The sequence below is a fragment of the Pseudomonas sp. UBA5706 genome, from assembly GCF_002419965.1.
Lineage (GTDB): Bacteria > Pseudomonadota > Gammaproteobacteria > Pseudomonadales > Pseudomonadaceae > Aquipseudomonas.
Genome location: NZ_DIHC01000042.1, coordinates 60,168 through 86,186 on the forward strand (window position 1 = coordinate 60,168; position 26,019 = coordinate 86,186).

The window sequence follows — 26,019 nt, forward strand, 5'->3', positions numbered from 1 at the left end:
TCGTACCGGACTGTTCCGACAGCAGCCACGAACGGTTGAACGCGATTGCTCAAGCCGTACTGTTACAGCGCGAGGTATCGGGCTTGTAATTGACACGCACACAAAAACGCCCGGTTTTTGCCGGGCGTTTTTGTTAAGACCTGTTAGCGGGCGCGGTAGGTGATGCGCCCTTTGCTCAAGTCGTAGGGCGTCAGTTCAACGCGGACCTTATCGCCGGTAAGAATACGAATGTAGTTCTTGCGCATCTTGCCGGAGATGTGCGCGGTTACGACGTGCCCATTTTCCAACTCCACACGGAACATGGTGTTGGGCAGGGTGTCGACGACAGTGCCTTCCATTTCGAAGCTGTCTTCTTTCGACATGCAGTAAAGCCCTCGGTATCCAATGAATGGCCCGGTGCAAACGGCAGCCAGGCAAAAGCGGGCTGCATTGTGCCCGAAAAGTGAGGGTCAAGCCAAGGGATTCAGTAAAGAGTGACCCATCTTTGGTTGGTCAGCAGTTCGATGGGGCGATATTGGGTCTTGTAATTCATCTTTTTGCAGTTTTTTATCCAGTAACCCAAATACACCGCATGCAGTCCCAGGCGAGCCGCTTCGGCGATTTGCCAGAGGATCGCATAGCGGCCCAGGCTGCGGCGCTCCTGGGCAGGCTCATAAAATGTATACACCGCTGACAGGCCGTTTGGTAGCAAGTCGGTCACCGCAACCGCCAGCAGGCGTCCTTCAAGACGGAACTCGTAGAAGCGCGAAAAGGCCAGGTCGCGGACCAGGAACGTCGAGAACTGATCGCGGCTGGGCGGATACATGTCGCCGTCTGCATGACGTTGCTCGATGTATCGCTGGTAGAGGTCGAAATACTCTTCACTGAAGTGCGGTTTGGCGCTCGTCACTTCAATGTCGGTATTCCGTTTGAAAATACGTTTTTGCTGTCGATCGGGTACGAAAAGCCCTACAGGAATACGGGCAGGTACACAGGCACTGCAGTTCTGGCAGTGCGGGCGATAGAGATGATCGCCACTGCGACGGAACCCCATGTCGGAAAGGTCGGCATAGACCTGAACATCCATTGGCTGGCTGGGGTCGAGGAACAGCGTGGTGGCTTGCTCTTCGGGCAGGTAGCTGCAGGAGTGGGGTTGAGTGGCATAAAACTTAAGCCGCGCCAGCTCGGTCATGATCAACCCTCGAGAAAACTATAGATAAGAGTGTATGCCAGCCGAATCAAACTCGCCTAGGTAACCAGTCGGAGGAATTTGTCAGATCCAGGTGTTTGTGCAGATAGGCCGCGAAAGTTTGTCGGGGGATCGAACGAGCACCGAGGCTTTCCAGGTGTTGGGTCGGCATCTGGCAATCGATCAATACAAAGCCCCATGCGTTCAGTCGTTCGACCAGTGTGGCAAAACCGACTTTTGAGGCATTGTCGGCACGACTGAACATCGATTCGCCGAAAAACAGTTGCCCCATCGCCAGCCCATACAAGCCGCCTACCAATTCGCCGTTGTCGCGGACCTCAACGCTGTGGGCATGGCCGCGCGCGTGCAACTCTATATAAGCCGCCTGCATGGAACCGGTGATCCAGGTGCCATCGGCATAGGCACGAGGCTCGGCGCAAGCGCTTATGACGGCGGCGAAATCCTGGTCGAACGTGACCTCATAACGCTGCTGACGCATGACTTTGGCCAGGCTGCGAGAAATGTGCAGTTCGTCAGGAAACAGCACTGTGCGCGGATCAGGTGACCACCAGAGAATCGGCTGACCCTGCTGGTACCAGGGAAAACAACCGTGGCGGTAGGCCTGGATTAGCCGGTCCGGAGACAGGTCACCGCCCCCGGCCAGCAGCCCGTTGGGTTCGCGCATGGCTTTTTCAAGCGGCGGAAAAACGAGGGTGTCGCGTGGTAACCAGGTAAGCATGGCGTTCCGACTTTGCGAGAGGGGAGGGGAGTGTGGCACCTGTGCAACTACAAGTCGTGATTGCGGTCACAGGCGATTGACCATTCCATACATGGGTAATACGTGGCAGATGTTCGGATTTCATCAGGATCATGGCCATTGGACAGTTTTGCATAACGTAAAAAATCGGGCCATAAGCCTTTGTCAGCAAAGAAAATGCATGATCAAATCGCCCGCTGTCACCGGTGCTTGAAGATCTGCAACGTCGGCGCCAGACTATCGTGGCGTGCAGCGTGCAAATCCGTACAATGCCCGATGTTGTTTAACCTCTTTTCAAGTCACCTGTCGAGCGTGCGTCCAACCTCGTTGACGTTTCGCAATAGTCAGGCGTCGGTCGGCACTATTTCGTCGATGCAGTCGTACATAGTCAACCACCAGTAGATGTTCGCGCTAGCGCGCAGGAATTGAAGCGTTTTGAAGAAATCCACCGTAGCACCCAGCCCCGTACCGCTCTGGCGGCAGCATTTGCACTACCGATTGAAGGAAGGTGCACTGATCGCATTCGGCTTTTTGTGCCTATACCTGATGATGGCTCTGTTGACCTATGACCAGGCCGATCCGGGATGGAGCCACACCAGCAGCTCCGTGCAAGTGCAGAATGCGGCAGGTCGCGCCGGTGCCTTTTCCGCTGACATCCTGTTCATGGTGCTGGGCTATTTTGCCTACATCTTCCCGATTCTACTGGGTGTCAAGGCGTATCAGGTGTTTCGTCAGCGCCACGAACCGTGGCAGTGGAGCGGCTGGCTGTTTTCCTGGCGCATGATTGGACTGGTGTTCCTGATTCTGGCCGGTGCCGCGCTGGCGCATATCCACTTCCACTCTACGGCAGGCCTTCCGGGCTCGGCGGGCGGCGTGCTGGGCGAGGTCCTTGGCGATCTGGCCAAGCGCGCGCTGAACGTGCAGGGCAGCACTTTGCTGTTCATCGCGCTGTTCCTGTTCGGCCTGACTGTGTTCACCGACCTCTCCTGGTTCAAGGTCATGGACACCACCGGCAAGATCACTCTAGACCTTTTCGAGCTGTTCCAGGGCGCGATCAATCGCTGGTGGGCCGAGCGCAACGAGCGCAAGCAGATGGTCGCTCAACTGCGCGAAGTCGATATGCGTGTCGATGAAGTCGTCGCCCCGGTTGTACCGGACCGTCGTGAGCAAGCCAGGGCCAAGGAACGCCTGATCGAGCGTGAGCAGGCCTTGAGCGAGCACATGAGCGCTCGTGAAAAGCACATCCCGGCAGTGATCGCACCTGCTCCTCCCAAAGCGCCCGAGCCGAGCAAGCGTGTGCAGAAAGAAAAGCAGGCGCCGTTGTTCGTCGACAGTGCGGTGGAAGGCACCTTGCCGCCGATCTCCATTCTCGACCCGGCAGAGAAGAAACAACTCAATTATTCGCCGGAGTCCCTGGCCGCCGTAGGGCATCTGCTGGAGATCAAGCTCAAGGAGTTTGGTGTCGAGGTTTCGGTGGACTCGATACATCCGGGTCCGGTGATCACGCGCTACGAAATCCAGCCCGCCGCTGGCGTAAAAGTCAGCCGCATCGCCAATCTGGCCAAGGACCTTGCACGTTCCCTTGCGGTGACTAGCGTGCGTGTGGTCGAAGTGATTCCGGGCAAGACCACCGTGGGTATCGAAATTCCTAATGAAGACCGGCAGATCGTGCGCTTCTCCGAGGTTCTTTCGACCCCTGAATACGACGACGCCAAGTCCCCGGTGACCCTGGCATTGGGTCATGACATCGGTGGCAAGCCGGTGATCACTGACCTGGCGAAGATGCCGCACTTGCTGGTGGCCGGTACTACCGGTTCCGGTAAGTCGGTGGGCGTGAACGCAATGATTCTGTCGATCCTGTTCAAGTCCGGTCCGGAAGACGCCAAGCTGATCATGATCGACCCGAAAATGCTTGAGCTCTCGATCTACGAAGGCATTCCGCATCTGCTCTGTCCGGTCGTGACCGACATGAAGGATGCCGCCAATGCCTTGCGCTGGTCGGTGGCTGAAATGGAGCGGCGCTACAAATTGATGGCCAAGATGGGCGTTCGTAACCTGTCGGGCTTCAACCAAAAGGTCAGAGAGGCCGAGGAAGCCGGTACGCCATTGTCCGACCCGCTTTATCACCGTGAAAGCATTCATGATGAAGCGCCGCTGCTCACCAAGCTGCCGACTATCGTCGTGGTGGTCGACGAGTTCGCCGACATGATGATGATCGTGGGCAAGAAGGTCGAAGAGCTGATCGCCCGTATCGCACAGAAAGCCCGTGCGGCGGGTATCCATTTGATTCTTGCGACCCAGCGCCCATCGGTTGACGTGATCACCGGTCTGATCAAGGCGAACATTCCTACCCGGATGGCGTTCCAGGTGTCGAGCAAGATCGACTCGCGCACCATCATCGATCAGGGTGGCGCCGAACAATTGCTTGGCCACGGGGACATGCTCTACATGCCACCCGGTACCAGCCTGCCGATCCGGGTACACGGCGCATTCGTGTCCGACGACGAGGTTCACCGCGTGGTGGAGGCCTGGAAGCTGCGCGGAACGCCGAACTACAACGATGACATTCTCGCGGGCGTCGAAGAGGCTGGCAGCGGATTCGAAGGTGGCAGCGGCGGCGATGGCGAGGACAGCGAAAGCGACGCCTTGTATGACGAAGCGGTCAAGTTCGTACTGGAAAGCCGTCGTGCTTCGATCTCGGCTGTGCAGCGTAAGCTCAAGATTGGCTACAACCGCGCAGCGCGCATGATCGAGGCCATGGAAATGGCCGGCGTCGTAACCTCAATGAACACCAATGGCTCGCGGGAAGTGATTGCGCCAGCCCCCATGCGTGATTGACACTTTGTCCATTACACGCCCGAACGGCGCCCGTACAGGTGCCGTTCGGCGTTATCCGAATCTTAAGAGGAATCCCATGCGTCTTATCCGCGTGCTGTTGCTATCTGCACTGGCTTTTTCCGCTGTCCCTGCCCACGCCGACAGCAAGGACGTAGCGCGCCTGACTCAATTGCTGGAAAGCTCGAAAACCCTTACCGGCAACTTCTCGCAGTTGACGCTCGATGGCGGCGGCACGCAGTTGCAGGAGACCTCGGGTGAAATGACGTTGCAGCGTCCCGGTCTGTTCTACTGGCACACCAACGTGCCTCAGGAACAGACGATGATCTCCGATGGCAAGAAGGTCACTCTTTGGGACCCGGATCTCGAGCAGGTCACCATCAAGACCCTCGATCAGCGCCTGACCCAGACCCCAGCCTTGCTGCTGTCCGGTGATGTGTCGAAAATCAGCGAGAGCTTCGACATCAGCGCCAGGGAGTCGGGTGGAGTGATCGATTTCGTGCTCAAGCCCAAATCCAAGGACACGTTATTCGACAGTCTGCGTCTGTCGTTCCGTAACGGCTTGATCAACGAGATGCAACTGATCGACAGCGTGGGTCAGCGCACCAATATCCTGTTCACCGGTGTCAAGGCTAACGAGTCTGTTGCGGCGAACAGATTCAAGTTCGATATCCCGAAAGGCGCCGACGTCATTCAGGAATAAGAGGTTCGAGAGTCCAGCATGGACCTGTTCAGCAGTGAGCCGATTGCCCAACCCCTGGCCGCCCGGTTGCGTGCGACCAATCTGGATGAGTACGTCGGTCAGCAGCATCTGCTCGCCCATGGCAAGCCCCTGCGTGAAGCGCTGGAGCAGGGTGCGCTGCACTCGATGATTTTCTGGGGGCCGCCCGGCGTGGGCAAAACCACGCTGGCGCGATTGTTGGCGAAAGTCTCGGATGCTCACTTCGAGACTGTTTCGGCCGTCCTGGCGGGGGTCAAGGAAATCCGCCAGGCAGTGGAAATCGCCAAGCAGCAGGCGGGTCAATACGGTCGCCGTACCATCCTGTTCGTTGACGAAGTGCATCGTTTCAACAAATCGCAGCAGGATGCGTTCTTGCCTTACGTCGAAGATGGCACGCTGATCTTCATCGGTGCGACCACCGAAAACCCATCCTTCGAGCTGAACAACGCGCTGCTGTCGCGGGCCCGGGTGTACGTACTCAAAAGCCTGGATGAGGCGGCGCTGCGTCGATTGGTCGACCGCGCGCTGACCGAGGAGCGTGGCTTGGGCAATCGTCATCTCACATTGGGTGACGAAGCCTTCAAGACCCTGCTGGCCGCGGCCGATGGCGATGGACGGCGGATGCTTAACCTGCTGGAGAACGCATCGGACCTGGCCGAGGACGGCAGTGAAATCGAACCCGAGCTGCTGCAGAGCCTGCTGGGTGACAGCCGCCGTCGTTTCGACAAGGGCGGCGAGGCGTTCTACGACCAGATTTCAGCGCTGCACAAGTCCATTCGCGGCTCGGATCCCGACGCGGCTTTGTACTGGTTCGCGCGCATGATCGACGGTGGCTGCGACCCTCTGTATCTGGCTCGGCGTGTGGTGCGCATGGCCAGCGAGGACATCGGCAACGCCGACCCGCGCGCGCTGCCCCTGTGCATGTCTGCCTGGGATGTGCAGGAGCGACTGGGTAGCCCCGAAGGTGAACTGGCTGTAGCCCAGGCCATCGTCTACCTGGCGTGTGCGCCGAAAAGCAATGCGGTGTACATGGGCTTCAAGATGGCGATGCGCGAAGCGACTGAGCATGGCTCGCTTGAGGTCCCGCTGCATTTGCGCAATGCACCGACCAAACTGATGAAGCAGCTGGGTTATGGCGAAGAATACCGCTACGCCCATGACGAGCCGGACGCCTACGCCGCCGGTGAGGACTACTTCCCCGACGAACTCGAACCGCGTCAGTATTACCACCCGGTCCCCCGTGGCTTGGAGCTGAAGATCGGCGAGAAACTCAAACACTTGGCCGCTCTCGACCGCGCCAGTCCCCGTCAGCGGAGAAAATAGTGATTCAGACCATTCTTGCGGTGTCGATAGCGGGGATCGCTGGTACATTATTGCGTTTTGCGGCGGGCACGTGGGTGTCGGCCAACTGGCCCAAACATTTCTATACGGCAACACTGGCTGTCAACCTGGTTGGCTGCCTGATCATCGGACTGCTGTACGGCTGGTTTTTATTGCGCCCGGAAGTGCCCATCGAAATTCGTGCCGGTCTGATCGTCGGTTTTGTCGGCGGACTGACGACCTTTTCATCGTTTTCCCTGGATACGCTGCGCTTGCTGGAAAGCGGGCAGGCACCGCTGGCCATCGGCTATGCCGCCATCAGTGTGTTCGGCGGCCTGCTCGCGACGTGGGCGGGCCTGTCTTTGACCCGAATTTAATAAACCCGATTCAATAACGAGGCAACGATATGCTCGACTCCAAACTGTTACGTACCCAGCTTCAGGACGTAGCGGATCGCCTGGCTTCCCGTGGTTTCACACTGGACGTAGCCCGTATCGAAGCGCTGGAGAACCAGCGCAAGACGGTGCAGACCCGCACCGAGCAGCTTCAGGCCGAGCGTAATGCCCGTTCCAAATCCATCGGTCAGGCCAAGCAACGCGGCGAAGATATCGCGCCGTTGATGGCTGACATCGATCGTATGGCCGAAGAGTTGAGCACTGGCAAGAAAGAGCTGGACGGTATTCAGTCCGAGCTGGACGCCATGCTGCTGAGCATGCCGAACCTGCCGCATGAATCGGTGCCGGTCGGCACTGACGAAGAAGAAAACGTCGAGGTGCGCAAGTGGGGCACTCCGGCGTCGTTCGATTTCGAGGTCAAGGATCACGTCGCGCTGGGCGAGAAATTCGGTTGGCTGGATTTCGAAACCGCCGCCAAGCTTTCCGGTGCCCGTTTCGCTCTGCTGCGTGGTCCGATTGCACGCCTGCATCGCGCGCTGGCGCAGTTCATGATTACCCTGCATATCAATGAGCATGGCTACGAAGAGGCCTACACGCCGTATCTGGTGCAGGCCCCGGCGCTGCAAGGCACTGGCCAGTTGCCGAAATTCGAAGAAGACCTGTTCAAGATCGCCCGCGAAGGCGAAGCCGATCTGTACCTGATCCCCACCGCCGAAGTCTCGCTGACTAACATCGTCGCGGGCGAAATCCTCGATGCCAGGCAGTTGCCCTTGAAGTTCGTCGCTCACACACCGTGCTTTCGCAGCGAGGCCGGAGCGTCGGGTCGCGATACACGCGGCATGATTCGTCAACATCAGTTCGACAAGGTCGAGATGGTGCAAATCGTTGAGCCGGAAAAATCCCTCGAAGCGCTGGAAAGCCTGACCGGCAACGCCGAGCGCGTTCTGCAACTGCTGGAACTGCCGTACCGCGTATTGGCGTTGTGTACAGGGGATATGGGCTTCAGTGCGGTGAAAACGTACGACCTGGAAGTGTGGATTCCAAGCCAGGACAAATACCGCGAGATATCCTCCTGCTCCAACTGTGGCGACTTCCAGGCGCGGCGCATGCAGGCCCGCTGGCGTAATCCGGAAACAGGCAAGCCGGAGCTGGTTCACACCCTCAACGGCTCCGGCCTGGCGGTCGGGCGTACGCTGGTCGCGGTGCTGGAGAACTACCAGCAGGCCGACGGCTCGATTCGTGTGCCTGAAGTGCTCAAGCCGTGGATGGGTGGCATCGAGGTCATCGGCTAAATGGAATTTTTGCCACTGTTCCACAACCTGCGGGGCGCCCGCGTGCTGGTGGTGGGCGGCGGCGAGATTGCCTTGCGCAAGTCTCGTCTGCTCGCCGACGCCGGCGCGGTCCTGCGGGTGGTTGCACCTCAGATCGGAACGGAGCTGCGGGAGCTGATCGACAGCAGCGGTGGCGAACAGATTCTGCGTGGTTACAGCGAAACGGATCTGGACGATTGCGTGCTGATCATTGCCGCCACTGATGATGAACCGCTGAATGCCCGGGTGTCAGCCGATGCTCGTCGGCGGGGTGTGCCGGTCAATGTAGTGGACGCGCCTGCCCTGTGCAGCGTGATCTTCCCGGCCATCGTTGATCGCTCACCGTTGGTGATAGCGGTATCCAGTGGCGGCGATGCGCCGGTGCTGGCGCGGCTGATTCGGGCCAAACTGGAGAGCTGGATTCCACCGACCTATGGCCATCTGGCGGGTCTGGCGGCGCGCTTTCGCCATCAGGTGAAGAGCCTGTTTCCCAACGTCCAGCAGCGCCGGGCGTTTTGGGAAGAGGTGTTTCAAGGGCCGATCGCCGACCGCCAATTGGCCGGGCAGGGCGCTGAAGCCGAACGCTTGCTCAAGGCCAAGATCGAAGGCGATGCACCGAGCGCTGCGGGGGAAGTGTATCTCGTCGGTGCCGGTCCTGGAGATCCGGATCTGCTGACTTTCAAGGCACTGCGCCTGATGCAGCAAGCCGATGTTGTGCTCTACGACCGTCTGGTTGCACCTGCGATTCTCGAATTGTGCCGTCGCGACGCAGACCGGATCTACGTCGGCAAGCAACGCGCCGATCATGCGCTGCCTCAGGACCAGATCAACCAGCAACTGGTTAATTTGGCCAAGCAGGGCAAGCGCGTGGTGCGGCTCAAGGGGGGCGATCCGTTCATCTTTGGCCGGGGCGGGGAAGAAATCGAAGAGCTGGCCGCCCACGGGATACCGTTTCAGGTAGTACCGGGTATCACGGCAGCCAGTGGCTGCGCGGCGTATGCCGGGATTCCTCTGACCCATCGTGATTATGCGCAGTCGGTGCGTTTCGTCACCGGGCATTTGAAAGATGGCACCACGGACTTGCCGTGGAGCGACCTGGTGTCCGCGACGCAGACGCTGGTGTTCTACATGGGCCTGATAGGCTTGCCGATCATCTGCAGCGAGCTGATCAAACATGGCCGCTCCGGGGAGACGCCGGCGGCGCTGATCCAGCAAGGTACTACCACCAATCAGCGGGTGTTCACCGGCACGCTGGCCAACCTGCCGCAACTGGTGGCGGAGCATGAAGTGCATGCGCCCACGTTGGTGATCGTAGGGGAAGTGGTGATGCTGCGGGACAAGCTGGCGTGGTTCGAAGGCGCTCAGGCGGGCGTTTGATCCATCAGGACGGTTGGAAGGCAAGGCAGCTCGCAATCCGCCGTGACCGCGAGTTCGTTGACACGCCAGGTTCAAGCGCCTTTCGGTGCAGGCAGGTCACTTGAATGCATGATCAGCGGTTGTGAAAAATCCCGTTGCCGCTCAGTCGTTCACGATCATGCTCGGCATTGAAATCCTGCGCCGGCCCTTTGGGCACGATGCCTGTCGGGTTGATGGTGGCGTGGCTGGCGTAGTAGTGGTGCTTGATATGCTCGAAGTCCACGGTTTGAGCAACACCTGGCAACTGGTACACCTCACGCACCCAATTGCTCAGGTTTGGATAATCCACAATCCGACGCAGGTTGCACTTGAAATGGCCGTGATAGACGGCATCGAAGCGAATCAGCGTGGTGAACAGGCGCACATCGGCTTCGGTCAGGTATGCCCCGGCCAGGTAGCGCTTCTCGCCCAGTAGCAGTTCAAGTTTATCGAGCTCGGTAAATACGTCATCGAAGGCTTTCTCATAGGCGCCTTGTGAGGTAGCAAAGCCTGCCCGATACACACCATTATTCACCGCAGGATAAATCTCGTCATTCAAGCGATCGATCTGGGTACGCCATGCTTCAGGGTATAGATCCAGACGATTGCCGGTCAGATCGTCGAATGCGGAGTTGAACATTCGGATAATTTCAGACGACTCGTTGCTGACGATGCACTGCAGCTTTTTGTCCCATAGCGCCGGCACGGTCACGCGGCCTGTGTAGTCGGGAGTGTCCGCCAAGTAGCGTTGGTACATAAAGGCATGACCGTCAAGCGGATCACCTGTCGAACCGGTTTGTGTATCAAACGTCCAGCCGTTTTCGCGCATCAGCCAGCTTACGACCGACACATCGATTAATCGCTCCAGACCTTTGAGCTGACGCACGATAAGGGTTCGATGCGCCCAAGGGCAGGCCAGTGAGACGTAGAGGTGATAACGACCGGCCTCAGCTTTGAAACCCCCTTCACCGGAAGGGCCAGCGCGGCCATCTGCGGTCACCCAGTGGCGGCGCTGAGCCTGCTCTCGCTCAAATGCCCCGTCTTTGCTGCTCTCGTACCACTGGTCTTGCCAGCGTCCTTCAACCAGCAGGCCCATATATGTCTCCAGAAGATGCGTGCGTCGTGCGTTGGAGACAGTCTAAGAACAATCGTTCGGGCAAATAACGCAAAGAGTCGGGGAGAATGATCGTCTATATCGATCGGTTTCGATTGACCCAGTACGCCTCGGCCTGTTGAAAAGCTTCGGCACGCGGCATTCCCAAACCGCGCAAGGCCAATGCCATGGTCGAGATCAATGCCAGTCGCGGATAACGGTCTTCGATGTCGCCTGTCCAGAAGGCCACGAGCTGTGAATGATCCAGGGTCGCGGGTTTGACATGGCGGCGGTCGGACAGCGCTGGCCATTCCTCATCCCACGGCTGACCGTCGGTAGTGCCGTACAGGTGGCTAATGGTGTCGGGGTTGATCTCCACTTCGCCCCCATCACCCTTTATGACGATGGCGTGGTCGCCCAGCAGGCTGCTCGCATCGCGATGCACGGACTGATAACCGGGGTGGAAGATGCTTTGCAGCCCACAGCGCGCGCCCAGCGGGTTGAGAACCCGCGCCAGCGAGTGAATGGGCGAGCGCAAGCCCAAGGTGTTGCGCAGGTCGATCATCCGTTGCAACTGCGGCGCCCAATCCCCTAGCGGGATAAATGCAATGCTTTGCATCTCCAGGGCGTTGCCCACCGACTGCCAGTTGCGGCACAGCGGTATGCCCAGCAGCTCCAGCAACTGCTCGCTGTACAGACGCCCGGCGGTGTGCGCGCCACCCCCGTGCATCAGCACCCGTACGCCGTTCTGCGCCAGACATTTGGCGGCCAGCAAATACCATGGCAAATGACGTTTTTTGCCCGCATAGCTCGGCCAGTCGATATCCACTGCCAGAGGTGGAGCTGTCAGTCGTTCGCGCACCGCTTCGGTGAAGCCTGCCAGTTCTTCGGCGCTTTCCTCCTTGTGGCGCAGCAGCATCAGGAAAGCGCCGAGCTGGGTGTCCTCGACCTTCTCATCGAGCACCATGCCCATGGCTTCGCGGGCTTCTTCACGGGTCAGGTTGCGCGCGCCGCGCTTGCCCTTGCCCAAAATGCGTACGAATTGAGCAAAAGGGTGCTCGGCAGAGGGTTCGGTCACCAGAGGGGCAAATTCGGTCATAAGCAATTGGTCGGCTTTGGCAGGCCCGCCAGCTTGGCGGCAAGTTTGGCGGGAGTGCCGTTGAACAGACGATTGAGGTGCAGGCTGTTGCCTTTCTCGACGCCCAGTTTCAACGCGGTGTATTTCACCAGCGGCCGGGTCGCGGGGGAGAGTTGGAATTCGGCATGGAATGCCCGCAGCAGTTCAAGGATCTCCCAGTGTTCGGGGGTCAGGTCGATACCCTCTTCCTGCGCCAGGGCCTGGGCGACCTTATTCGACCAGTCGTGCAGGTCTACAAGGTAACCATCCTTGTCCAGGGCAATGCTGCACCCGTCCACGATGAGCTGTTTCATAGCCACGTGTTGACCTTATCGTACTGCACAGACAGCGCAACGAATCCGGGGTAATCGACGTTGATGACCCAACCGGGCAGTGTCAGGTTGCGCGCCTTGGCGTCTTCGTCGAGGACGTACAGCTTTAGCTGCCCGGCTCTGCTGTCCAGCGCCTGGTGCGCACTCGTAGCGGCGGTCAATGCGTAGGTCGCATCGCCGCATAGCAGGATCGCGTCTTCGCTGCCAAGCACTCGCAGGCAACTGCCCAGGCGTGAGTCGGTGAAGGGGGAGTGGGATAACACGTGCAAGGTCGACATCAGATCGTGATCACCTGGTCATATCGGTCAATAAGCGCGGCAATTTCCTGGTCGTGCAGGACCTTCAAGGGTTGGATACCCAACTCTGTCAGCGACAGCCCACGCTCGTTGAGGCTGGTGTGGCAGGCAAACAGGTCCTCGACCCCGAACATCGGCAACGCCTGGAGATTGGCCGTGATGTCTTTTTGCTGTACGTGAGTAGCGCTCTGTGACGGCACCAACTGCAGCACACCGTCGTCCAGAAACAGCATCCCTAACGGTAGATCGAAGGCGCCGCCTGCTAGCGCGATATCCAGCGCTTCACGCGCACTAGGCCCGGACCACGGCGACTGGCGGCTGATAATCAGCAACGATTTCGGCATCTCAGGGCCCTCCGAAGCAGATCAAACGGTCCGCAGTTTGTACTGCGTCATGCAACTGCCCTAGGCCTGAAAGTTCCCACGGCGCATCGAGATTCGCGGCAGTACGTGAATAGCGCTGGCCTTCCTCTTCATTCAGCACGCCGCGACGCAGGGCAGCGGCGATGCACACAACGCCATCGAGCTGGTGATGGCTAACGAAATCGCGCCACTGCGCAACTATGTCCAGCTCGTCCTGTGGGGTGACGACATTCGCCGATGCGCTATGGACCCCGTCCTGATAGAAGAACAACCGCACGATTTCATGGCCACCACTCAGCACAGCCTGCGCGAACAACAGGGCGCGGCGCGAAGAGGGTGCATGCGCGGGTGAATAAAGGGCAATGGCGAACTTCATGGGCGGCTCGTTTAGCGGGCTGGCAGGTGAATGAGGCCAATGATAAAGAATTCGACCATACGAGACAGCAAAAAGCCCGCAGAAGCGGGCTTTTTGTTGAGGCGGTCGCCACTGATCAGTCGTCACGACCCATAATGCCGAAGATCTGCAACAGGCTGATGAACAGGTTGTAGATCGATACATACAGGCTGATGGTCGCCATGATGTAGTTGCGCTCGCCGCCCTGGATGATAGCGCTGGTCTGGAACAGGATGCACACCGAGGAGAACAGCACGAAGCCTGCGCTGATCGCCAGTTGCAGACCGCTGATCTGGAAGAACATGCTCGCCAGCACCGCCGCCAGCAGGACGAAGAAGCCTGCAGTGATGAAACCGCCGAGGAAGCTCATGTCCTTGCGCGTAATCAACACGTAAGCCGACAAGCCCCCGAACACCAGTGCGGTCATGGCAAACGCCGAAGAAACGATCTCGGCGCCGCCCTGCATACCCAGGTAACGGTTAAGAATCGGACCAAGAATGAAGCCCATGAAACCGGTCAGCGCGAACGCGGAGACCAGACCCCATGCCGAGTCACGCAGCTTATTGGTAAGGAAGAACAGGCCGTAGAAGCCGATTAGCACCACGAATACGTTTGGATAACGCACATGCATTTGCTGCGCAACGAATGCCATGATGCCGCTGAAAGCGAGGGTGAGGGCCAGAAGGCCGTAAGTATTGCGCAGGACGCGGCTAACCTCTAGCTGCTCGACCTGCACGCGGTTGTTGCTTGCGTAATCCTGTTCGCGCATGGCGCTACTCCTGATGGCGGGGATGGTGGTTTGAAATTTCAAGTTGCAAAGATCATAACAGAGCCGCCGTCACACGCGAGGAACAGAGTTTGACAGCTTGTTTCATTAAGGTATTATGGCGCCCGCAACGCAACTGGAGGCGTGTCCGAGTAGTTTAAGGCAGCAGTCTTGAAGACTGATGACTGTCACAGGTCCCTGAGTTCTTATCTTAGGTACATCCTGACTGCACGCTACACACCCCACCCCAGCAGCATCCGGGAAATTGGCAGAGTGGTTGAATGCACCGGTCTTGAAAACCGGCGTACGTTAATAGCGTACCCAGGGTTCGAATCCCTGGTTTCCCGCCAAATATTACGACAGGGCCCTGATTATTCAGGGCCTTTTCGTTTCTGGCGTTTGGTGTTCGCCGGGGTGCTTTTTGATCGTTTAAGGCAGGGTTCCGAAACTTTCAGGGAACGAGTTCCGAAACTTCTCCTATTTTGATGGCTTGGCGGTCACGCCGACGCGCCGGTAGACGCGCTTGGTGATCTCCTGTCTGGTGTGCCCCAGCAGCAGGCTTGCATCGCCGATATCGACAATCTCTGAGGCTGCCTTTGGCCTGATGTCGCGGAACTGAAATCCACCTATGTTTGCTGCCAGCATCGGGTCGCCCTCCTTGATAGCCTTCTGCTGTGCTTTTTCTCGGGCCTTGTCCCACCTCAGACGCAACATCCCCTTGGTCATTCGTTTTCCGTGTTTGCTGATCAGCAGGTACTTGGACGGGTGATGAGCGTTCCGCTCGGTGATCTCCCGGATCAATCTGCCCAGGCTGTTCTCCCCCGACTCCGTCGTCAGTAAGATCCTGAGCTTCTGCTTCGTCTTCCCCTGGATGACCATGAAGTAACCACCATCACGATCGTCGCTGCGCATGAGACATCGGCAGGCCGCTGGCCAGTCAGATAACCCAGATCCATTGCTTCCCTGAGCTCCGGCTCTGCCATGGCGTACACGGCGTCCCACACCACCGCGTTTGCGTAATAGTCACGTGGCGTCTCCTTATTCTTTCTGATGCCTTGGCACGGGTTCTCCCGTTCAGTGAGGCCCCACTCGCGCGCCATGTTGAAGATGTGCGACAGGAGGGCAATCTCGCGGTTGGCGCGGACCTTTGCCGTCCGGGCGTCCCGGTATCCAGCGATCATCGACGGCGTGATCGAATCTATCGGTGCTTCGTCGAAGAGCGGGCGGAGCTGTTTCAGCTCCGCTCGGTTATCCACCTGGGTGCGCGGCGCCTTTTTCGGAATGATTTCTCGGTCGTACCGGTCGAAAATTGCTTTCATAACCTTCAAGTCAGCCGGCTTGTCCTTTGCTTCGAGCTCTGCCCATTTCACCCCTGGCCTTGTCCAGGTCACTGCCCAGCGGGATCTCCCTGCCAGTTGAGTCCCGGTCACTCTGATCTTCGAGTGCTGCGAGGACCTTGATCGCTTGGCCTTGAGTCCCATGGGAGCGATAATTTATCAAATGAATGAGGCTGCTTGACTTCCCGCACGGCTGAGGGCATCATTTCCCCATATTGAGCATTTTGCGTGCGGCAACTTACTCCAAAGCCCGACCAATGTGTCGGGCTTTTTATTGCCTACCAGAAACAAAAAAGCCCCGAGATGATCGGGGCTTTTTTATTTGTGCGTTAAAGAGAGGGCGACTCCAGAGGGTGCGCTAACACCCCGTGGAGACACCAGATCGCAGAGTGTACCTGCAAGCCAGCCAAGGCCCTCACTGCTCGCGCGAGCGGGGCGGGGCCTAGCAGAAACCAAAAGGCTTTGCAGAATGCTGAAAGATTACAGATGTGGAAAGTGCAAAAGACTTCTCGCCCGTAGCGGTGAGATGACGGAGCTCCAGATCAAATGTTCCCGATGCGGGACGTTGAATCATGTGAGGGCCACGAGCCCCGAGCTATCGCCTTTGAGCGACATGAATGCGGAATCCTCCGCACCAACTCATTCGACTCAATAGGTAATCAAATGGCCTTTACACCCCTTCCAAGCGCTCAAAACGGCTCATCCGTTCTGTTGCCGAAGACTCAAATGCAACTCGGGCAATATCTCCAGTCTCCAAATAAACGCTGGATGCTGCGCTTCAATGAAGATTCGGATCTAGTCCTCAGCGATGGCGATATTAGAGCGTGGTCTGCGTATAAAGACACCCCGTATTCTACTCAGGTATATCCTCAGCGTTACGACGCCGGTGAATACAGCAGAGTAACCATGTTCGGTAGTTTGGGGCTCAGGGATCTGCAACGCGGGCGGCAGTGGCAAGCGACCACCAGCACGCCACTTGACGGAAATACTGCTGCAGCGCAGGTAAGAACGTTCACGCAATTGCAAGACGACGGCAACCTTGTGAGCATCGATGCGATTCCGGTATGGGCAACCAACAAGTCGATTCCTGTCACGCCAGATGTGCCGGCAGCAATTATTCCTCCAGGCAGCAGCATGACCCCGGGTGAGGAGCTAGTCGTCGGTTCGTATTGGTTTAAATTTCAGACTGATGGAAACTTGGTCCTCTACGGTGCCGACAACTCAGTTGTTTGGGCCAGTTACACAGAAAATAAGGCCGCTTCGTTGGCCGTAATGCAAACTGACGGCAATTTCGTGATTTACGATAACGCTGGCAAGGCGCTTTGGAATACAGGTACCACTGCTTTCCCAGGTGCTCATGCACGCATCCAGGCTAATGGCAGCTTTTCCATCGTGGTACACAAAGTCGTCTGGGCTCGGTTCGGATATACGCCCTTGGTAAAAGCACGCGCTGTTTATTACCCTGACCATACTAAGGACGAACTTAAAACGTTCTATAGCCGCGTTCTATACACGTTTTAACTGCTGCGGTTGACTTTACCTAGTGCGGAGACGGCCATGATGCCTGACTGGTTTTTTGGCTGTTGACATTCCGTATTACAACTTAGAGCCGCAATGCTTGTGAGCCTCGGTATACGCCGAGGCTTTTTTTCATGCCCAGTACGGAGTATTGCGCGTGATGTTCTTTCATCGCCTGCTCGACAAGTTCGAATGGCTGATAGCGGGCCTATTCGGGGCCCTTGTTGCCACACGGTGGCACAAAGACGACCTGACTGACCGAAAGTCATGGTTACTATTTCTGTTCACAGGCATGGCCTGTGCGCATTACCTGACCGGCATGGTCAGTGCTTATTTTGGAATCATCGAGCCACGCAGTGTCGCCGGGTGGGCTTCCTCCTGAGTACGTTCGGCGGATCACTCATGGCTGCTGTTACCAGGGTGACCAAGGCCGCTGACCTATGGTCATTTATCCGGAGCAAATTCGGAGGACTAAGCCCATGACAGTCGAATATCTAAACGCATAGGCTGCAGGACTGATCGCATTCTGGGCGACCTGGTGCGTGCTGAGTGGCAAGGTCCGTGATGGGGTGACCGGCAAGATCCTGTACGCAGTGATCGCCATCAGCGGTCACGCCATCCTCGCCCGATCCGACCGTTTCTTCTTCACGCCCAATTCAGCGGGAGTAACGATGCACGTAGCGTTGGCCTGGCCGGATTGCGGCACATGTTTATGGTCAGTTACTGGCCCAAGGTAAAACGATGGATCTGCGCGCGGCTGGACTGTGACCGGTGCAAGCGGGTCAAGTAACCCGCGCCACAAATTGAGATGCGTCCATTTCGTGGCGCGGAGCAGCGCATGAGTAAACTCAGTGTTCTGACCTTCGAACGAGAAGGGTGACGCGATGCTGCGGGCACGTTACGCAAGGTCGCTGACCAGCTTGAGGCTGGAGAGCTGCCGCCATGCGATGTAGGCGTACTTGCGCTTGTTTGCGACGCTGGACAGGTAGATGTGTTCGGCTTCGGAAAGCGCGGGGATGACCTGCAATGCATTGGCGCCATGCGACTGGCTGAGCAGCGGCTCATCGACACCATATTTTCGGCTGAAGACGATTTGGAACCACTGGCATGAGCAATGTCACACGACTGCATCATGCATTGCCGCTCGGCGCCGAGGTGGTCCAGGCCGTCAATGATCTGGACGCGGGTATCCGCAGAGCCATCGACGTAGCCAAGGCCGCCGGCCTACCTCAGTGCCTGATCGTGGCATTACTCCACGGGCAGGCGTATAGCGAGACAGCGAGGATGGTTGGCTAAAACGTCAGTTTTGCCTGCACAACGCACCGGCAGTAGTCGCAAGTGCAGTTTTCTTTGATCAGTTGAACGAAGTCTACGTCGATCGCTAGCACCTTACCGTTCATTGAGGCGCACCATTCGCAGTCTCGGCTATCTCCGCAGGACATTGGAGAATACTGGGTGATGCCTATGCCTTTCATCCTGGCGATGTCTCGGTGCCGATTATAGTTGAACGTCGCCCTAAGACAGACGGCTTCTAGCACTCGCTTAGAACTAAGGTTGACTCCTTCGACGGTCAGCGCATCGTACTGGCAGCGGGTAATTTTGAACCGCGTATTGAGTCCCAGGGCTTTCTTCTCTTGGAGCGATAACAGCTCGCCGGCGCTGAGCTTGGTCTTCTGAAGAAAGTCGTTGAGCACAGTATTACGCCCCGACTTTTTAATGTAGGGCGAGGCAGCTATCTCTTCGATGTAGTAGGTCTCGATATCCGCCTGCGATGTGTCGCTCGGGGTTTTCAGCGTTTCCTCACCTTTGGTGCTCCCGGCACCGCGCCCTAGTAATCGCGAAATCAGCTTGCGGAACATCATGACCTCCGTGCCTGAACAGACGACTAAGCCACTTCATCAGGGAAAAACATGACAGTAAAGCAACCCGACTGGGAGGCTATTGAACCTGCATACCGGGCCGGGTCGCCTTGATTTGCAGCACTGAATTCAAGGTTTAGCTTTTTACGGCAATCAGCGCACGTTGCTCCGAGATTGGAGTCAGCACCGGATCAGCTCCTTGCACATGGGTGTAGGCGAACCAGCTAGTGGGCGGAACGTGGACTACTCGATAGACCTCAAATGGCGTGTCTCTTCTGCCTTTCCTGCCGAGGTTCACGTAGTCCTTGAGTATGACTGCGTGGCTCATGTCATCGAGACTGGTTGCGGTGATAAAAGCTTCGTCAATCACCCTCTTGTTGCGGATCTTTAGCTCGCGGCCCGCAGCAACGGCTTTGTAAGCCATGAGTACTGTTGGGACTGCCAGACAGCTGATGACTAAAATGTTAGTCGCGTATGCGGAGTCCATGACGTGCCTCTTGGCTACCTGCTCGTTGCCAATAGTATCAACAAGTGATCTGTGTACCCGAGGGAAGTTGATGACCAGGCCGCATCCTCCACCCGCTCTCTTGCCGCTTTCAGACCTGAATGCCTTAGTGCCGAGGCTTGAGCCTGCCCTTGACGTGTGGGATTGGATCACTGAACAGATCCCCTCTGATATTGGCAGCATCTATAACCCCGACCACGCTGATTTATGCGCCTATTCGCATCCTGTGGGCATCGTCCGCCTTCGAGAAGCAGGGCCGCACTGTGCTGGGTCAGGCCGAACAGGTCGCCTTCCGTGCAGGGGGAGGCAGAAAGCGCGGCAAGAGCAGCAAATGATTGACTGGTTCGGTGAAGTGCCGGCCTTCCTGATTACATTGGCTGCCGATTACTGCGCGAGTTGCAGTGACGCTGACTTCTGCGCACTGGTGGAGCACGAGCTCTACCACATTGCCCAGAAGCTTGATGCGTATGGCGCACCCAAGTTCACCAAGGACGGGCTGCCAAGCCTGACGCTCCGCGGTCACGATGTTGAAGAGTTCGGAGTGATTCGCCGCTACGGCACGAGCCCTGACGTTCAAGCGTTGGTGGATGCAGCAAACAAACCCGCTGAGGTGGGGAAACTAAATATTTCGAGGGTCTGCGGAACCTGTCTGCTCAAGTCCGCCTGACTTTGACAGCACTTTGACGGACGTTCCCTATGGCAGCACTCAGAGACGAAGTGAAAGCCTTCGTAGTGCAGGCGCTTGCTTGCTTTGATACGCCGTCTCAGGTCGTCGCCTCCGTCAAAGCTGGGTTCGGCCTGGATGTCTCCCGCCAGCAGTGTGAAGCGTACGACCCCACCAAGTACGTCGGTCGTAACCTGAATGTGAAGTGGAAGACTTCTTTCGAAGACACCCGCAAACGCTTCCGCGAGGAGACGGCTGATATCCCGATCGCGAATCGCGCGTTTCGTCTGTGAGCCATGAACCGGTTCGTTGAGAAAGCGGAGACGATGAAGAACATCGTGCTTGCCATGCAGATTCTGGAGCAGGCCGCCAAAGAAACCGGCGACATGTACGTCAACCGGCAGAAGAGAGCCGATGCGAACGAGGAGCCCGTTGTCTCAACCGCCGTGTCGGTTCATGTGATTGATGCGAGGAAGCGGGATGCCGAGCCTGAACGTTCCCCAAGCTGATTTCCTCCAGCTACCGCACAAGTTTCGTGGATTCGTTGCAGGGTTCGGTTACCCGCTCCAGTTGGGTAATACGGCGACACGCATTACTCCAACTGGTGGCGCCGCCTATGAGGTCAGCCGATGAGTCTGCTTACGGACCAGGCACCGCTGCGGCGGAAGATCCGCCGAGGCTTGGGCTTACTCGGCAACAGCTTCAGCGCGAACTGCCACACGATTGACCCCAAGGCGTTCGCCACTGAGGCCTATGGATACGCGGGAGCGATCGCGGCGAAGACCGGCCTGTTCCCGAGCTACCTCGACAATCAGGGCAAGGTGGGCGACCACTCTGGCTTTTTCCTGGCCCGGCTCCCGGCTTGCCTGGCGTCAGCCACGGCCGATCTGTGGATGCTGCTCTCGCGCACCAACGACAGCACGACCCCGGGCATGACGCTGGCCGACAGCAAGGCGAACGTGATGAAGGCGATTACTGCTTTCCAGAACACGCCGGGCAAGTACCTGATCGTGGGTACTGGAACGCCCCGGTTCGGGGCCAAAGCCCTGACGGACGCCGCACTGGCCGAGGCTATCGCGTACAGGGACTGGGTGCTGAGCTACGTCAGCTAGTTCGTGCCGGTGGTCAATATCTGGGATGGCTTTACCGAAGCAATGACCGTGGAAGGCCTGCATCCCAACATCCTTGGCGCTGATTTCATTCAGTCCCGATGCGTGCCGGTCATCAATGCCAATTTCGAGTTCTTCGGCATGCCGCTGCCGACGGATGCCGCTGACGTTTACTCGGCGATTCGCCCGTTCGGCTGCCTGAATGCAAACCCACTGATGGCCGGGACGGCTGGGACAATCAACGTATCGGTCAACCCAGTGGCCGGGTCGGTACTGGCGGACAGCTACAAGGCCAACGGTTCCGGGCTCACCGGGATAACCTCTCGCTGGTATAAGGAACCCGCCGCATACGGCGAAGCACAGTGCGTCGAACTGAGCGGAACCATGGGGGCGGCGGGTGGCTACATCTATCTGCAGCCTTCGGCCAACGTCACGCTGAGCAATCTTGTGGCGGGTGACGTGATTGAGATGGTTTCGGCACCTGAAATCGTCGGCAACGACCGGGGCATCCTTGGTTGGGAGGCTGAGATGATCATCACCAAGCCGGTGGCGGGCACGTCCACTACGATCTATTACCGCTCGATGGACAAGTACCAGGATCCATTTACCTTGCCGGCGAACTGGAAAGGCGCGCTTGAGACGCAGCGCTATCAGTTCGATGGGACTGAAACTGTCATTACCTCGCGCATGGGGCTGTATCTGGCAGTTGGCGTGGCGTTTGACTCGAAGGTCAAGGTGAGTCAATTCGGAGTCAGAAAGATCTGAACCGCGCTTAAACCCGAGCTTCCTCCCTGGAAGACCGGCGAAGAATGAGCGCTTCGCAACACAAAAAAAGGAGCGGCCCGCAGGATGCGTCCACATCCCCGCTGGCCACCGAACCGCAGACTATCCCTGTAAGTCCAGCCAAGGCTCCCGCTCTGTGCACAAAGCGCGGCGAGCCTAGAACCTGTTTATCCATACAGTAAAGGCTTGCAAAAAATGACCAACCCGATTTGGGCGGCAAACGCCGTCTTGCAAAACCGCTGCTCGCGCTGTTTCCGGCGCACGAGTGCTACGTTGAGGTGTTCGCCGGCGGCGCAGCGCTTTATTTCAAAAGACCAGAGCCCGCAAAGGTCGAGGTCTTGAACGACATAAATGGTGAGCTGGTCAGCCTGTGCCGGGTTGTGCAGAACCACCTGGAGGAGTTTGTGCGCCAGTTCAAATGGGCCCTCAGCTCAAGGCAGATTTTCGAGTGGCAAAAAAGGACCCGGCCAGAAACGCTGACCGACATTCAGCGTGCTGCTCGGTTTTTCTATCTTCAGCACCACGCCTTCGGCGCAAAAGCGACTGGGCAGACCTTTGGCACCGCGACCACTGGGCGCCCGATCAACCTGCTGCGGATTGAAGAAACGCTTTCTGATGCGTGGCAGCGTCTGGCCGGCACCTACGTAGAAAACCTGCCTTGGCTGAAATGCGCTGAAAAATACGATCGTCCGCACGTTTCACTATATGGACCCGCCGTACTGGCAGACACAGGGGTCAGAGTTCGGAATCGGCGAGTACCAGGCGATGGCCGATTTCATGCGCCGGTGTCAGGGGAAGGTAATGGTCAGCATCAACGACCATCCGGACATCCGCCGGGTGTTTGAAGGATTCCGGATGGAGGAGCTTAGTATCCGGTACAGCACGGCAAACCACAGGAATGGAAAAGCCGCGGTGACAGGAGAACTGGCGATTATGAACTGGTAATAGACGGTTCTATCAGGTGCGGTCCTTGGTTCCGCACGTTCCCGACGTCTTTCGCGACTTCAAACCAGGTGAATTCTTCGGTCGGCCTGCAGCACTCTCTGGCGATCTCGGCGGCGCGCTCGCGCGTCGTCTCAGGATCAACCCATTCCCGTGCATGTTCCGGGCGCAGCACCACCGGGCGTCGATCGTGAATGTCGACCATGCCCTGATCGCTGTCGGCCGTGATGCTCACGTAGCCGTCCTGCGGGTTGGGCTCAAGCCCGTAATGCACCTCCGCCAGAGCCGCGAAGAACATCGTTCCTTCCTCTTGCAGCTTGATGAAGTAGGGCTGTTTCTTTTTCGGGTCTCTAGGGTACTTTACCCATTCAAACACTCGTTTGCTGGCGCGAGCGCACGACTTTCGGCCACAGCTGCCTGACGCGCTTTGAGGACGCGAGCAGCAAGACCTGACGAATAACCTGATCACCCAGCACGGGCCGGCAGATGAGGCACCGTGATTGAAACGATCAGACACCACATCGTACGGTCTCGGGTTTGAAGCGTCGGAAGTGGATGGTGCCCGCGAGTTTGACCAGGCGTAGGGTGCCCGGCTCTGGCAGACCGCTGTTGACCCAATCAGCCGCTCAGCGTGGGCAGGGTGCAGATTCGGGTGCACCCGGAAATGGCCCCCGCCCCGATTCAGAGGCGAAGGGCTGAACGCCGCTTTTATTTTTCTTTCAGAACGTAGGACTGGCCCCACTGGGAGCTGGCGCTGGTTTTCTTGGCCATGATTGAAACAGGCCGGTAGACAATGCCTACCAACGCAGCGGCTACGCCAGGGAGGCCATATTGCGCGGGGTGGACCGACTGGTTGAAGTCAGCCACCTTGGCCGGGATTTTCGCCAATTTAGTTTCGCTTAGCTCGCATCGCATGGAGGTATCGGTGGCTTGCTGGCAACTGCCGGGCTTGAGACCGGAACTTGGCGGCTCCGGGTAAAAGCCGTCGATCATGATGGCTTCGCCTGCCGCCACATCGAACGTTGCAAAGGGCCGGTTGAGGGTGATGCTCACGGCACGGCCTCGTACCTCGCGTTTCTCGGTGGTATCCCGCCAGCCTGCGTTTGATGTTTGTTGCTCGACGTTATAGGAAGAGTCCCCCCAACTGATGCAGCGGTTTTCCGGCATCATTACTTGGATGCAGACGCTTTCATGGTGGGTAGTGCTTTCATAAGTCGCGTCATGCCAAGCCTGGCCATGATCGAATTCATCCAGTTTGAACGGCGACAATATGGCGAAGCCCAGCGAAGAAGGATAAATCGGCGGTTCGCCCAGAGGCTCATTGGGCGGAATCCTTGGCAGGTTGTAGGTGATGGTGTCTAGGCTGTAATGGCCGGGGTCAACTAGGTAGATCTTGTAAATTGCCCGGCCGAAACCGTTCTGAAAGTACGAACCCTTCGGGTCGCGATTGATGTCGGTGTCGTAGCCCACATTCAAGGCCTGATCAGGGTTAGCGGCGTTTCGCCAGAGGACATTGGCCGAACGAAGCTTTGCGAACTCTGCGGCGGAATCATTGTTTTTGAAGTCGAATTGCAGCGTGTCGAGGCTGGCGGTAGTGGTAACCACAATAGCCTTGCCAGCGGCCCTGGCATTAGCAAATAGCTGGTCAACGGCTTTTTTATGTTCTTCCTGCTCCTTTTTGAGCGCCTCCGGATCAAACGCGTTGAGGGCTTTGGACTGGGGCGTTTGACCGATAGGTACGCACCCCTGAAGGCTCAGCAAACTGGCTGCCAGTAAAAGGGAGGACAGTACGGTGCTGAATTTGAATGGTTTCTGGAGGCACGTCATTGGCACGGAACATCCTTTTAAAGGGCGCAGCTTGGTATTAGTTCGGGTGTTATCGCTATCGTAATGACTGTTTTTGAATTTTTTCAAGCGTTAAGGTGGCGGCCGACAGTTTTGGGCAGAAGTCGACCCAATGCTGCCCGTGGCCACAGGCAGAGATCGGCCGATTCTGTTGAAAAAGTCGATTTTCAGGAACGTGACGCTGAGCCTGGCCTCATCAAAGAACCTATTCACCACTCCTAAGCCGCTTTTCGGTAGTTCGGTGACCGTTGCTGCTTTGTCAGTGGGTTGATTTGAGGGTTTTTGCTTGAAACAGGCGTACCTATCCCGTGGCGGGCGGCCCCTGAGATGTAAGTTTGGCCAGTCGGCGCAAGTTCTGTACCGCAGCCGCTAATGTGAACTCATCGGTCGCACCACTTATCCCTCGGGGGGTGCGTTGCACTGCTTTTTCAGTGATAAGCAGATTTCCGTGTTGGCCAACGGGAAGCGGGTGACAAGCGCTTTTGGGTACCTTGGAGGCAAGTCCGGAGCTTGGAGGAGCGAGGCTGTCATTCCTTTGATCATCGAATACAAGGATCTTGAGAGCGAACGATATCGAGCCAGGATGAACCTGATCTTGGTTGACGATAATGGTTTCGGCCAGAGCTCATGGGCTATCTCAAGCAATTCGGAGTCGGAGACGGGAGCCCCTATGTGTATACGCCTTCCGTTTGTTTGGCTGGACGCGTCGCGGTCCCCGCCGCGCGACTTTTGGCTAAATTAACCACAGTGCATGGATGAGCATCGTCAACACCGGCGAGATGCTGCGCTGGAGTTTTTGAAGAAACAGTCATCTCTAATCGTCGCGATTCGACTCGGCCCAACTCAGTTAAATTCGGGTCGATTCGAGTGAGAGGTTCACTGTATCCTCTAGCCCGCCTGGCGCGGCCAAGCCGCAACGCAAGGAAGCTTTTTAAACTCAAGGACGATCCCGGGGGATGGATGGAAGCCGACATTAGTGACGCTCCAGATCGAGTCATCAGAAGACGTCAAAAACGCAGCGGTCTTTACATAGCCTTCTGCTTGGTGATCGCAAGCGCGGCAACCACAGGTGCATTTCAACTCATAACCAGAACCGCGACCGTAGCCTCGACACTCAGGCAGGCGGTGAGCCCAAATGGAAGGGGTGAGGTAGGGGCTGACGCAAGTGCTATGCGGCAGGGGCAGTCCCTCGATTC

At 57.5% G+C, this 26,019-nt stretch carries 27 protein-coding genes, 1 tRNA gene and 5 pseudogenes; 17 read left to right on the top strand and 16 right to left on the bottom strand.

Annotated elements, in window-relative coordinates:
• Positions 1-143: 143 nt before the first annotated feature.
• From infA to aat, 3 genes are all read right to left on the bottom strand, one after another.
• Complete coding sequence (gene infA / locus B3I26_RS20355) at positions 144-362, bottom strand: translation initiation factor IF-1 (protein ID WP_002553999.1); 219 nt, start codon at positions 360-362, stop codon at positions 144-146.
• Between the two features lie 101 nt (positions 363-463).
• Positions 464-1,171, bottom strand: coding sequence for an arginyltransferase (locus B3I26_RS20360; protein WP_296260292.1), 708 nt, complete (start codon positions 1,169-1,171; stop codon positions 464-466).
• A 46-nt stretch (positions 1,172-1,217) separates the two neighbouring features.
• Positions 1,218-1,907: a leucyl/phenylalanyl-tRNA--protein transferase gene (gene aat, locus B3I26_RS20365; RefSeq protein WP_296260294.1), complete on the bottom strand. Its 690-nt coding sequence runs from the start codon at positions 1,905-1,907 to the stop codon at positions 1,218-1,220.
• Positions 1,908-2,360: 453 nt separating this feature from the next.
• Here aat and ftsK point away from each other — a divergent pair, with 453 nt between their 5' ends.
• From ftsK to cysG, 6 genes are all read left to right on the top strand, one after another.
• Positions 2,361-4,763: a DNA translocase FtsK gene (gene ftsK, locus B3I26_RS20370; protein WP_296260295.1), complete on the top strand. Its 2,403-nt coding sequence runs from the start codon at positions 2,361-2,363 to the stop codon at positions 4,761-4,763.
• A 76-nt stretch (positions 4,764-4,839) separates the two neighbouring features.
• Positions 4,840-5,463 (top strand): outer membrane lipoprotein chaperone LolA, encoded by a 624-nt coding sequence (lolA, locus tag B3I26_RS20375; protein ID WP_296260296.1) that lies wholly within the window; start codon positions 4,840-4,842, stop codon positions 5,461-5,463.
• 18 nt (positions 5,464-5,481) lie between these two features.
• A complete protein-coding gene (locus B3I26_RS20380; protein WP_296260297.1) occupies positions 5,482-6,804 on the top strand; it encodes a replication-associated recombination protein A in 1,323 nt (440 codons plus the stop codon).
• Entirely contained in the window at positions 6,804-7,178 is a 375-nt protein-coding gene (gene crcB / locus B3I26_RS20385; protein WP_296260298.1) for a fluoride efflux transporter CrcB, read from the top strand. The genes B3I26_RS20380 and crcB overlap by 1 nt, the downstream gene beginning before the upstream one ends.
• A 29-nt stretch (positions 7,179-7,207) precedes the next feature.
• Positions 7,208-8,488, top strand: coding sequence for a serine--tRNA ligase (gene serS / locus B3I26_RS20390; protein WP_296260299.1), 1,281 nt, complete (start codon positions 7,208-7,210; stop codon positions 8,486-8,488).
• Complete coding sequence (gene cysG, locus B3I26_RS20395) at positions 8,489-9,883, top strand: siroheme synthase CysG (protein ID WP_296260300.1); 1,395 nt, start codon at positions 8,489-8,491, stop codon at positions 9,881-9,883. It abuts the gene before it with no gap.
• 112 nt (positions 9,884-9,995) lie between these two features.
• Here the strand turns inward: cysG and B3I26_RS20400 are convergent, their stop codons facing one another.
• From B3I26_RS20400 to B3I26_RS20430, 7 genes are all read right to left on the bottom strand, one after another.
• Positions 9,996-10,997: a glutathione S-transferase family protein gene (locus tag B3I26_RS20400; RefSeq protein ID WP_296260301.1), complete on the bottom strand. Its 1,002-nt coding sequence runs from the start codon at positions 10,995-10,997 to the stop codon at positions 9,996-9,998.
• Between the two features lie 94 nt (positions 10,998-11,091).
• On the bottom strand, positions 11,092-12,093 hold the full coding sequence (locus tag B3I26_RS20405) for a glycosyl transferase family protein (protein ID WP_296260303.1): 1,002 nt from the start codon (positions 12,091-12,093) through the stop codon (positions 11,092-11,094).
• A complete protein-coding gene (locus B3I26_RS20410; protein WP_296260304.1) occupies positions 12,090-12,425 on the bottom strand; it encodes a TusE/DsrC/DsvC family sulfur relay protein in 336 nt (111 codons plus the stop codon). The genes B3I26_RS20405 and B3I26_RS20410 overlap by 4 nt, the downstream gene beginning before the upstream one ends.
• Positions 12,422-12,721 (bottom strand): sulfurtransferase complex subunit TusB, encoded by a 300-nt coding sequence (gene tusB, locus B3I26_RS20415; protein ID WP_296260306.1) that lies wholly within the window; start codon positions 12,719-12,721, stop codon positions 12,422-12,424. Before tusB ends, B3I26_RS20410 begins: the two co-directional genes overlap by 4 nt.
• Positions 12,721-13,083, bottom strand: coding sequence for a sulfurtransferase complex subunit TusC (gene tusC, locus B3I26_RS20420; protein WP_296260309.1), 363 nt, complete (start codon positions 13,081-13,083; stop codon positions 12,721-12,723). Before tusC ends, tusB begins: the two co-directional genes overlap by 1 nt.
• A gap of 1 nt (position 13,084) precedes the next feature.
• Positions 13,085-13,477: a sulfurtransferase complex subunit TusD gene (tusD, locus tag B3I26_RS20425; protein WP_296260310.1), complete on the bottom strand. Its 393-nt coding sequence runs from the start codon at positions 13,475-13,477 to the stop codon at positions 13,085-13,087.
• A gap of 115 nt (positions 13,478-13,592) precedes the next feature.
• Positions 13,593-14,264, bottom strand: coding sequence for a Bax inhibitor-1/YccA family protein (locus B3I26_RS20430; protein WP_296260312.1), 672 nt, complete (start codon positions 14,262-14,264; stop codon positions 13,593-13,595).
• 256 nt (positions 14,265-14,520) lie between these two features.
• On the opposite strand from B3I26_RS20430, the gene B3I26_RS20435 reads away from it, so the two are divergent.
• Positions 14,521-14,611 (top strand) — tRNA-Ser (locus tag B3I26_RS20435).
• A 127-nt stretch (positions 14,612-14,738) separates the two neighbouring features.
• On the opposite strand, the pseudogene B3I26_RS20440 reads toward B3I26_RS20435, so the two are convergent.
• Positions 14,739-15,722: pseudogene (locus B3I26_RS20440) on the bottom strand (tyrosine-type recombinase/integrase).
• Positions 15,723-16,067: 345 nt separating this feature from the next.
• Between B3I26_RS20440 and B3I26_RS20445 the strand changes: the two are divergent.
• From B3I26_RS20445 to B3I26_RS20460, 4 genes and pseudogenes are all read left to right on the top strand, one after another.
• Positions 16,068-16,253, top strand: a complete 186-nt coding sequence (locus B3I26_RS20445) for a Com family DNA-binding transcriptional regulator (RefSeq protein WP_296260314.1) — start codon at positions 16,068-16,070, stop codon at positions 16,251-16,253.
• Positions 16,254-16,261: 8 nt separating this feature from the next.
• Entirely contained in the window at positions 16,262-17,119 is an 858-nt protein-coding gene (locus B3I26_RS20450) for a putidacin L1 family lectin-like bacteriocin (RefSeq protein ID WP_296260316.1), read from the top strand.
• A gap of 157 nt (positions 17,120-17,276) precedes the next feature.
• Positions 17,277-17,599, top strand: a pseudogene (locus B3I26_RS20455) (MFS transporter).
• Positions 17,600-17,631: 32 nt separating this feature from the next.
• A pseudogene (locus tag B3I26_RS20460) lies at positions 17,632-17,906 on the top strand (hypothetical protein).
• Positions 17,907-18,014: 108 nt separating this feature from the next.
• On the opposite strand, the gene B3I26_RS28690 reads toward B3I26_RS20460, so the two are convergent.
• The gene (locus B3I26_RS28690; protein WP_313484067.1) at positions 18,015-18,143 is read right to left on the bottom strand and encodes a hypothetical protein; all 129 of its coding nucleotides are present in this window, start codon (positions 18,141-18,143) and stop codon (positions 18,015-18,017) included.
• Positions 18,144-18,223: 80 nt separating this feature from the next.
• Here B3I26_RS28690 and B3I26_RS20470 point away from each other — a divergent pair, with 80 nt between their 5' ends.
• Entirely contained in the window at positions 18,224-18,412 is a 189-nt protein-coding gene (locus tag B3I26_RS20470; protein WP_296260318.1) for a hypothetical protein, read from the top strand.
• On the opposite strand, the gene B3I26_RS20475 is transcribed toward B3I26_RS20470, so the two are convergent.
• Together B3I26_RS20475 and B3I26_RS20480 are read right to left on the bottom strand one after the other, a co-directional pair.
• A complete protein-coding gene (locus tag B3I26_RS20475) occupies positions 18,409-18,975 on the bottom strand; it encodes a hypothetical protein (RefSeq protein ID WP_296260320.1) in 567 nt (188 codons plus the stop codon). The genes B3I26_RS20470 and B3I26_RS20475 overlap by 4 nt on opposite strands.
• Positions 18,976-19,111: 136 nt before the next feature.
• Positions 19,112-19,462, bottom strand: a complete 351-nt coding sequence (locus B3I26_RS20480) for a hypothetical protein (RefSeq protein WP_296260321.1) — start codon at positions 19,460-19,462, stop codon at positions 19,112-19,114.
• 70 nt (positions 19,463-19,532) lie between these two features.
• Between B3I26_RS20480 and B3I26_RS20485 the strand changes: the two genes are divergently transcribed.
• From B3I26_RS20485 to B3I26_RS20505, 5 genes and pseudogenes are all read left to right on the top strand, one after another.
• A complete protein-coding gene (locus B3I26_RS20485) occupies positions 19,533-20,147 on the top strand; it encodes a putative metallopeptidase (RefSeq protein WP_296260323.1) in 615 nt (204 codons plus the stop codon).
• 29 nt (positions 20,148-20,176) lie between these two features.
• Positions 20,177-20,653: pseudogene (locus tag B3I26_RS20490) on the top strand (DUF2280 domain-containing protein).
• A gap of 120 nt (positions 20,654-20,773) precedes the next feature.
• Positions 20,774-21,256: a hypothetical protein gene (locus B3I26_RS20495; protein ID WP_296260325.1), complete on the top strand. Its 483-nt coding sequence runs from the start codon at positions 20,774-20,776 to the stop codon at positions 21,254-21,256.
• A gap of 3 nt (positions 21,257-21,259) precedes the next feature.
• Entirely contained in the window at positions 21,260-22,018 is a 759-nt protein-coding gene (locus tag B3I26_RS20500; RefSeq protein WP_296260326.1) for an SGNH/GDSL hydrolase family protein, read from the top strand.
• Positions 22,019-22,245: 227 nt separating this feature from the next.
• A pseudogene (locus tag B3I26_RS20505) lies at positions 22,246-22,981 on the top strand (DNA adenine methylase).
• Here the strand turns inward: B3I26_RS20505 and B3I26_RS28695 are convergent.
• Both B3I26_RS28695 and B3I26_RS20515 read right to left on the bottom strand, forming a co-directional pair.
• Positions 22,968-23,720 carry an SOS response-associated peptidase family protein gene (locus tag B3I26_RS28695; protein WP_313484088.1) on the bottom strand — a complete coding sequence of 251 codons (753 nt, stop codon included), beginning with the start codon at positions 23,718-23,720 and terminating at the stop codon, positions 22,968-22,970. The pseudogene B3I26_RS20505 and the gene B3I26_RS28695 sit on opposite strands and share 14 nt — an antisense overlap.
• Positions 23,687-24,805, bottom strand: a complete 1,119-nt coding sequence (locus tag B3I26_RS20515; RefSeq protein ID WP_296260330.1) for a hypothetical protein — start codon at positions 24,803-24,805, stop codon at positions 23,687-23,689. Before B3I26_RS20515 ends, B3I26_RS28695 begins: the two co-directional genes overlap by 34 nt.
• Positions 24,806-26,019 lie beyond the last annotated feature (1,214 nt).

Coding starts and splice junctions, on each gene's coding strand:
- infA (WP_002553999.1), bottom strand. CDS start 362: ATGTCGAAAGAAGACAGCTTCGAAATGGAAGGCACTGTCGTCGACACC.
- B3I26_RS20360 (WP_296260292.1), bottom strand. CDS start 1,171: ATGACCGAGCTGGCGCGGCTTAAGTTTTATGCCACTCAACCCCACTCC.
- aat (WP_296260294.1), bottom strand. CDS start 1,907: ATGCTTACCTGGTTACCACGCGACACCCTCGTTTTTCCGCCGCTTGAA.
- lolA (WP_296260296.1), top strand. CDS start 4,840: ATGCGTCTTATCCGCGTGCTGTTGCTATCTGCACTGGCTTTTTCCGCT.
- B3I26_RS20380 (WP_296260297.1), top strand. CDS start 5,482: ATGGACCTGTTCAGCAGTGAGCCGATTGCCCAACCCCTGGCCGCCCGG.
- serS (WP_296260299.1), top strand. CDS start 7,208: ATGCTCGACTCCAAACTGTTACGTACCCAGCTTCAGGACGTAGCGGAT.
- cysG (WP_296260300.1), top strand. CDS start 8,489: ATGGAATTTTTGCCACTGTTCCACAACCTGCGGGGCGCCCGCGTGCTG.
- B3I26_RS20400 (WP_296260301.1), bottom strand. CDS start 10,997: ATGGGCCTGCTGGTTGAAGGACGCTGGCAAGACCAGTGGTACGAGAGC.
- B3I26_RS20405 (WP_296260303.1), bottom strand. CDS start 12,093: ATGACCGAATTTGCCCCTCTGGTGACCGAACCCTCTGCCGAGCACCCT.
- B3I26_RS20410 (WP_296260304.1), bottom strand. CDS start 12,425: ATGAAACAGCTCATCGTGGACGGGTGCAGCATTGCCCTGGACAAGGAT.
- tusB (WP_296260306.1), bottom strand. CDS start 12,721: ATGTCGACCTTGCACGTGTTATCCCACTCCCCCTTCACCGACTCACGC.
- tusC (WP_296260309.1), bottom strand. CDS start 13,083: ATGCCGAAATCGTTGCTGATTATCAGCCGCCAGTCGCCGTGGTCCGGG.
- tusD (WP_296260310.1), bottom strand. CDS start 13,477: ATGAAGTTCGCCATTGCCCTTTATTCACCCGCGCATGCACCCTCTTCG.
- B3I26_RS20430 (WP_296260312.1), bottom strand. CDS start 14,264: ATGCGCGAACAGGATTACGCAAGCAACAACCGCGTGCAGGTCGAGCAG.
- B3I26_RS20445 (WP_296260314.1), top strand. CDS start 16,068: ATGCTGAAAGATTACAGATGTGGAAAGTGCAAAAGACTTCTCGCCCGT.
- B3I26_RS20450 (WP_296260316.1), top strand. CDS start 16,262: ATGGCCTTTACACCCCTTCCAAGCGCTCAAAACGGCTCATCCGTTCTG.
- B3I26_RS20470 (WP_296260318.1), top strand. CDS start 18,224: ATGAGCAATGTCACACGACTGCATCATGCATTGCCGCTCGGCGCCGAG.
- B3I26_RS20475 (WP_296260320.1), bottom strand. CDS start 18,975: ATGTTCCGCAAGCTGATTTCGCGATTACTAGGGCGCGGTGCCGGGAGC.
- B3I26_RS20480 (WP_296260321.1), bottom strand. CDS start 19,462: ATGGACTCCGCATACGCGACTAACATTTTAGTCATCAGCTGTCTGGCA.
- B3I26_RS20485 (WP_296260323.1), top strand. CDS start 19,533: ATGACCAGGCCGCATCCTCCACCCGCTCTCTTGCCGCTTTCAGACCTG.
- B3I26_RS20495 (WP_296260325.1), top strand. CDS start 20,774: ATGAGTCTGCTTACGGACCAGGCACCGCTGCGGCGGAAGATCCGCCGA.
- B3I26_RS20515 (WP_296260330.1), bottom strand. CDS start 24,805: ATGACGTGCCTCCAGAAACCATTCAAATTCAGCACCGTACTGTCCTCC.